Genomic DNA, 8559 nt, shown 5'->3' on the forward strand with positions numbered 1-8559 from the left:
CTAAAGTGTTATTTTTTCGTATTCCGTCTCGGAATCAACCGTTTGCTTTTCATTTAAAAGAACGTAATCAATCATTTTAGACAGTCCTTCTATGTTTGGTGTGGAAAAGACATTCTTGATTTGAATTAACACTCCGAATTCTTCATGAATTCTATTGATTATCTGTACAATAAACAAACTATGTCCGCCCAGTTCGAAAAAGTCATCTGTAACTCCTACCTTTTCTATCCTGAATACTTCCTGCCACATTTTGACTAATTTCTCTTCGGTTTTATTTCTTGGTACTATATATTCTCTTTTAGACAATTCATTACCTGTTATACTTGGCAAAGCCTTTCTGTCTATCTTCCCATTAGGTGTTAGCGGTAAAGATTGGAGTTTCAGGTAAAACCCCGGAACCATATACTCAGGCAATTTATTTAGAAGATAATTGCGGATTTCCGTTGTGTCTTTTTCTGCTTCAGAAACATAATAAGCCACTAGTGTTTTTTGTCCGTTTAAGTCATTCACATCAACAACAACTTGTTTTAAATCTTCCGAATAGCACAATAAAGCGTCTTCTATTTCTCCAAGTTCTATCCTGAATCCACGGATTTTCACCTGTTGGTCCTTTCTTCCCAAATACTCTATATTACCATCAGGAAGCCATTTGACAATATCACCTGTGTTATACATTCGGAGCCCGTCAAGGTTAGGATGATGTATGAATTTTTCTTCTGTCATTACCGGATTATTCCTGTAACCCAACGACAAACCTGCACCGGATAAGTAAAGTTGTCCTTCAACTCCTACAGGAACAATCTCTAGATTTTCATCCAATATAAAGGCCTTAGTATTTGATATCGGCTTTCCAATAGGAACTGTTTTATAGGTTTTTCCAGATAATTTATACCCTGTACTATAGGTTGTGTCTTCCGTTGGCCCGTAAAGATTTCTGACTTCAACAGCAAGCGATGCCAGCTTTTGGGCGATGTCTGAAGGAAATATTTCTCCTGCTAAATTGATTACAGATACATTTTTCAGGTCATGCCCTTGTTCTAAGATATAGCGGATGGAAGAGGGAACGGTATTCAGCAGAATTGCCTTTTCGTCTAAATGCTGTTCGATTTGTAAAGCATCTTTTAAAATTCGTATTCTTTTCCCTATTGATAAAGTATAGAACATTTCAAAAACCGATAAATCAAAACAGTGGGATGTTGAAGCAAATACCACTTGAAAAGAAGTACTGTCAAACTCTTTTTCAGCCCAATTAATCAACTCTAAAGCATTACTGTGACTTATCATAACTCCTTTCGGTAGACCTGTAGTCCCGGAAGTATAAATGGTATATGCCAAATCGCCTTTATGAATAGCAACCGATGGATTTTGGTTTGAAAAATCACCTTTAACCATTTTAAAAAGGTCTAATTCTTCCTTGGTAACGATTAATTTGCATTTACTGTCTTTTTCTATATAATCGATCCTGTTTTCAGGATAATGCATGTCTAAAGGAACATAGGCGGCACCGGTTTTTAATACGCCTAAAATGGCCATCAGTAAATTTTCATCTCTTTCCAATTTTACCCCGATTACATCCCTGTTCTCTATTTTATATTTTTTAATCAGGTAATGGGCAAACTGATTTACTTCCTGATTTAGATCGTTATAGCTGATGTGATTTTGGTTATAACTGACAGCAATATGATCCGGAAATAAGGTTGCCTGTTCTTCAAATTTTTCAAATAACGTAGTTGCTGTGGAAGTCGGTATTTGTGTATCATTAAATTCATGAAGGATTCTATTTTGAACTTCTTCAGAAAGAACCTCAAAGTTACTTACCACTGAATCCGGTTTGGTTGCAATTAAATGCAATACCTTTTTGAAGTTGGCAACAAATCCCTTTGTTGTAATCCCTGATTTGAATTTTCGCTTTAATTTAAAACTGCCTCGTAGTACGCCTCCTGTTCCGCTTAACGTAAAAATAAGGTGCGTGTTGACATTTTCGAATGAGTTTATATCTAAAGAATCTGTTGATTCTTCTCCATTGTTTTCCTCCACTTGATTTTTGTCTCCATGGTCTAAATTTTCATAAATATGGAAATTCACGTAATTGAAAATGCAGTCAAAAAAAGGATTGTCCAAAGAAGAATTGTTATTCACAACCTTATTGATATGGGATAATGAGAGTCGATCCTTTCCTTTCAGCCCATTCAGATTTTCCTGCAATCCTATGATGAGATCTTTCCATGTTGACGATTTTCCGATGCTCATTCTAAGAGGGATTGTATTTAGGAAACAGCCTAAAACCTTGTCTCCATCCTCGCTCATTGGTCTGTTATTGGACACCACTCCAATCATGATGTCTTTTTCGTAACGCAACAAACTTAAAGTATACAGGTACGATCCGAGGAGAATATTTTTTACCGTTGTATTCCACTCTTTTGCTGTTTTTTCCAATTCGTGAATTTGGGCACTCTCAAAATATTCATCGTAAGCGTCTTCTGTTTCTTCTTCCGAAAAAATGTCCATTCTCTCACTGCTCAGAAGGTAATTTTTCCAAAAATCAGAGTATTCTTTATTGTCCTTGTCGATTAAAGAATCAATAATACTTGATTTATTATTCGTCTTTAATGGCTCTGAATAGATTCCCTCGTTTTTGATTAATTTAAAATACACCTCGAACAGTTCGGTATTAAGAGAAGCCAAACTCCAACCATCTAAAATGGCATGATGAAATTGAAATACATAGACCATTTCATTAGTGGAAACCTTGAAGACAGTTGCTCTCCAAAGCGGAGCATTTACAATATCGAATTTCACTTTTCTTTCTTCTTCCAAAAATGTCCTGATATGTTCTTCCTGATGCTGCTTGTTCAGGTGCGTAATGTCATTGAAATCGACATTAAAATCAACTTCTTTGTTTACAATCTGAACCCCTTCAAATCCAGTTATATCAAAAGAAGTTCTCAAGGTTTCATGCTTTTGGATCAAATGACGGAAAGCCTGATGAAACGTATCCGGTTCGATAGCCGGGATGATATATACAAACTGGTCGTGGTATACACTTTCCTTCTGATTCTTATAATATTCGTAGACCATTCCCTTTTGAATATCACTCATAGGATAGACGTCTTCGATTTGTTCCGGATGAGCGCTTTCCAATACGATTTTGCTTTTTATTGCATCCAGTTCTTTTATTTTATGGTTTCGGGCATCTGACGTATTTCCTTCTTCCTGATTTTGAATATACACTGCGAGGTTTTTCAATACCGAATCCTCGTATACTTTATGCAGATTGATTTCTTTCTTAAACTGCTTCTTCAATTGTGTCAGCATCCTGATTAGTAAAATAGAATCTCCGCCGATAAGGAAAAAGTCGTCGTTTACACTAATTTCTTCCCTATTCAATAATTCACTCCATATACCGGCAATTGTTTTCTCATGATCCGTTTCCGGAGCTACATATGTAACTTTTTCCGGTTCATAAGATGCTAAAAGTTGCTTTCTGTCTAACTTGCCATTACTCGTAAGCGGAAACGACTCTACTTGAATAATTACAGTAGGAATCATGTAAGCCGGCAGCCTGTTTTTTAGATATTCTTTTAAGGATTCTATTGCAATCTTCTCTTTTGAAACAAGGAAGGCAATCAATTGAAGATGATTCTGGTATCCCGGTTTTACTAAAACAGACGCCATTTGAATCTGATCAAATTCCTGAATTACTGTTTCAATTTCTCCAAGCTCAATCCGATATCCGCGAATCTTGACCTGATTGTCAATACGTCCAATATATTCAACATCTCCGTCTGGAGTCCATTTAGCCAAATCTCCCGTTCTGTATAGTAATTCATTTTCTGCAAATGGATTTCGAACGTATTTTTCTTCTGTTAATTTTTCTTTGTTCAAATACCCTCTGGAAACCTGTATTCCGCCAATGCACAATTCTCCGCTAACTCCTATCGGCTGAATATTATTTTCCTGATCCAGGATGTAGATTTTAGTATTGGCGACCGGTTTTCCAATCAATACTTTTCCTACTGTTGAAGGGACTTCCCAAAATGTGACATCAATAGCGGCTTCCGTTGGTCCGTACAAGTTTTGCAGTCGTACATTCCGCGTTCCGAAAACTCTTTTGAACTCATTGATATGATGGATTTGCAATGCTTCTCCACTACAAACAAAAGTCTTCATACTGGCACAATTCTCCGGAGAAAGTTCCAATAAGAATACAGATAACATAGAAGGAACAAAATGTACCGTGGTCACCTTCTTTCTTTCTATAATTTCTTTCAGGTACACATTGTCTTTATGCCCTTCCGGCTTGGCAAACAGTAATTTTGCTCCCGTAAACAGGGGTAAAAACAATTCCCATACAGAAACATCAAAACAGAATGTTGTTTTCTGCAAAACGGTATCATTCGCATTTAAGGCATAAGAATCCTGTGCCCATAATAAACGGTTTAACACACCATCGTGCTGATTCATTACTCCTTTTGGTTTTCCGGTTGAACCCGAAGTATAAATGATGTACATCAGATCAGAAGATTCCAGATGTACCTCAGGAATAGAAGTCGGTTCAAGGCTCAATTCATTCCACAGATCAATATTCAAACATTTTTGCCTGTAATTTTCAGAAAGTTTTTCACTGCTTTTTTGAGTCGTAATTACGATTTTCGAATTGATATCATCCAAGATGTATTGTACTCTTTCTTCCGGATATTCAGGATCGATAGGCACATAAGCTGCGCCTGATTTCAGTATTCCCAGCAAACCGATAATCATCTCTAATGATCTTTCCAGATAAATACCAATCAGATCACCTTTTTTTATTCCTTTGTGAATCAGACAATTTGCCAATTGATTGGATTGCTCATTCAGTTCCTGATACGTCAGCGAATCTTCTTCAAATTCTACAACTATCTGATCAGGAGCTTGCTGCACCTGTTGGTTAATCAAATCTAAAACAGTGTTGTATTTCGGATACGAAACCGCCGTATCATTAAACTCATGAATCAGTTTGTGCTTTTCCTTATCTGATACCAAATTGATGTTTTTCAGTTTTGCATTAGCAGTATTGATAATCTGTTTTAATGTATACTCGAAATGGTCAGACACCATCTGAATGTATTCTTCACTAATAATGCTTTGGTTGAATTTAAAATCCACACACAATACTTCATGCAGGTCTGCCTGAACCGATAAAGGGTAATTATTGTTTTCCTGAACACTGTAATTCTGAATTTCTAAATCATTCGGTGATTTCTTTTCTTTGAATTTATTCACAGGAAAATTTCTAAACACAAAAATGGTATCAAAAAAACCGTGCTGGATATTGTTGTACCTTTTTATACTGCTTAATGCCGTATGCTGAAATTCTCTTGCTTTTACATGTTGATTCTGTAAAGCCTGAAGCCAATTTGAAACCGCTTCATTCTCATCGATTTTAGCTCTGAAAGGAATCGTATTGATATACAAACCTATTTTTTCTTCGTACTTAGTTTCCGTTGGTCTTCCTGAAACCGTCACTCCGAAAACAATATCATCGTTTGATGTATATCTGGATAACAACAGAGCCCAAATTCCTTGCAGTAAAGTACTTACTGTAATATTAGCCTGTTTGGTATATTCAATAATTTTATCTGTAAACGGCTGGTCAAAATTTAGATAGACATCATTATACTCTCCGCCAGTATTCTGATTTTCTATTTGGTTAGTGGCAAAAGGAAATAATGACGGTTCGCTGAAATTTTCTAAATAGGACATCCAGAAAGATTTTTCTTCTTCAGGATTAATATTCTTGATGTATTTTATATACTCTTCAAACTTATCTTCCTCACGTGCTGGCGGAACCCCATTATTAGTGTATGTTGTGTACGCCTGTATAAATTCCTTCATTAATATCTGACCGGACCAGCCATCCCATAAAATATGGTGTTTGGTCCAAATCATCCTAATTGCTTTAGAATCAACCTGAACTAAAGTAACCCGCATTAAAGGAGGTTTCTTAAAATCGAACTCTTTAGATCGTTCATTCTGCAGCAATGCTTCAAATTGAATTTCCAATTCTTCTTTTTCAAAATGAGTGTAATCAACATGGTCATAATTGAAGTCGCTTTTTTTGTACACACATTGTATCGGTATGTTTAATTGATCATGGATGAAAGATGTTCTTAAAATCGTATGGTTTTTTATAACATATTCCCATGCCTTTTTGAAAGCATTCAAATTTAAACCTTCCGGAAATTCCATGCTGAATTGTGTCTTGTAGGCGGTACTTTTCGGATTGTATAAACTATGAAATAAAATACCTTCCTGCAGAGGACTCAATTCGTATAAAGCTGAAATATCTTCTTTATTGATTTTAGAATCATTAGTATCATTGCCTCCTCTTAAATAGGCTATCAATTCACTTTTATTGCTTTTAATAAAAGTCATGATTTCAGCATCTTTTTTTATTAATTCAATCTCACTGGAAGATAATTTGCCTCCAGTTCCTTTCAATAACAAATCATTTCCTTGTGCTTCAAGAGTTAGTCCAAGAGTTGCTATTTTATTTAAAAATTGGTCCATGTGTATAATCTAATGAATGGTTGTAGTTAATTCCTGTATCGCCAAAAAAAGCAATACAGGAATTTTATTTAATCAGGTTGTGGTTAAAAACAGTGATATATTAGAACTTTATAACACCTTCTGTTTCAATGTCATTATGTTCAAACAAGCTATCAAGCTCTTCAATGCTAACTTTCTCCTGCAGATTGAAATCTGAAGGCGTAAAATCAACACCTTCTTTATTTACTGTATGATCTATTAATTCGGTTAAATTTGTCATGAAACGTTTAGCTATGGTTTCTATGGTTTTTTCCTCATATTGCTTGTTGGAATAATCAAATGAAAAACCCAGAGTATTATTCATTATTGCTCCTTTCACAACGAGTTTGTCTCTTATTGGATAATTTTTGCTGATGTGTTCCCCTGTGCTTTCATCAGCTCCAAAAAACCAATTGCTTTTATTGATGATGTTGTCCATTTGCCCCAGGTAATTAAATACCAAATCCCAAGACTTTCCGGCTAACGGAGTATTGATTTCAGCATTGTTGTTCAGGTATTTTAAAGCCCCATAACCTAAACCTTTATCAGGAACGTTTCGTATTTGTTCCTTCACTGATTTTATCAATTCGCCTTCCGACTGAAAATCAGCATGCAGCAACAAAGGATACTTACTGGTAAACCAACCGGTTGTATTACTGATATCGATATCTTCCGAAAACAATTCCCTTCCATGGCCTTCTAATCCTATAATTACATTTGGTTCTCCGGTCCATTCGCCGATTGTTTTTGTTAAGGCAGCTAATAAAAGATCATTGATTTCGGTGTTGTAGGCTTTATTCGCTGATTTGAGCAACAATGTTGTATGCTCTTCACTGATATTGACAACATAAGTCCGAAGTGTTTCTCTATTTTGATACGAAGCATCAAAATCTGTACTGAAAGGCCTGTATTTTTCTTTTACATGTGTCCAATATTCTTTTTGAGTTATGGCTTTTTCTGAATTCGCGTAGTGATGCAATACATTAGCCCATTCTCTATACGAACATGTTTTTGAACCTAATTCAACATTTACATTCTGCACTAATGCTTCTAAAATAATTTCCAATTCATCTAAAATGATTCGTAAGGAAACCCCATCAATTCCTAAGTGGTGTAAACTGATGAATAATCTGTTATGTTCTTCATAAACTGGCGTTTTAATAAATAGAAATTGGGTTACCTCTCCGTTGTCAATTGCTTTGTTTTTTTGTGCCTCCTCGCAGATCTCCCTGATTTTGTTTTTCACGCCTGATTCTGGTTCATTAGTGATATCAAACCATTCGAAATACCCTAGGTTATCTGTATATGTCTGAACATAATCATCCTCATCCGGATTAAATTTCAATCGTAAAGTATCATGTCTTTCCGTTAAAATTCTCATCGCTTTCTTCACATGCCCTTCCGTAATCAATTTATTTGTTTTGAAAAATAAATTCATATTAAAGTGCGACATGTACTCATTCTGCTCTTCAAAAAACCATTTTTGAATTGGGGTTAAAGGCAATATTCCTTCTAAAATCCCCTGTTCTGCAACTATTTTGTTTTTAGATTGGTTTTCTAATGCAACAGTAAGTCCGATAATGGTTTTGTAGTCAAACAAATCCTGAACTTTAAAATGGTATCCTTTCCTTTTTGCTCTGCTGACAAACTGTATTACGATAATGGAGTCTCCTCCCAAAGCAAAAAAATCATCAGTGATTCCCACTCTTTCCACATTTAGTAAAGACGACCATATTTCACATAAATCCTCTTCCATTTCATTCCTTGGTCCTTCGTATTCCTGTGTGCTTTCGTAGCCTTTAGGACTCGGAAGCAGCTTCCTGTCTATCTTACCATTGCTTGTTAATGGCATTTGCTCCAATTCAATATAAATCCCGGGAACCATATAATCCGGAAGACGTGACTGAAGGAAAGACTTCAGTCCTTCTTCATTGTAACCGGAATCCGGCACCAGATAACACACCAATCGTTTGTATCCGTTGCTGTCTTCAT

At 35.8% G+C, this 8559-nt stretch carries 2 protein-coding genes; both read right to left on the reverse strand.

What is annotated here, in order from left to right:
• Positions 1–6549 carry an amino acid adenylation domain-containing protein gene (locus ACRDEC_RS13290; RefSeq protein ID WP_431498846.1) on the reverse strand — a complete coding sequence of 2183 codons (6549 nt, stop codon included), beginning with the start codon at positions 6547–6549 and terminating at the stop codon, positions 1–3.
• A gap of 100 nt (positions 6550–6649) precedes the next feature.
• Positions 6650–8559, reverse strand: a 1910-nt coding sequence (locus ACRDEC_RS13295; RefSeq protein ID WP_431498847.1) for a condensation domain-containing protein, incomplete at its 5' end; no start/stop codon positions are given.

The organism is Flavobacterium sp. (assembly GCF_050696275.1).
Taxonomy (GTDB): Bacteria; Bacteroidota; Bacteroidia; order Flavobacteriales; family Flavobacteriaceae; genus Flavobacterium.

Excerpts from the sequence above, each read along its gene's own strand:
- ACRDEC_RS13290 (WP_431498846.1), bottom strand. The coding sequence starts at position 6,549 with ATGGACCAATTTTTAAATAAAATAGCAACTCTTGGACTAACTCTTGAA.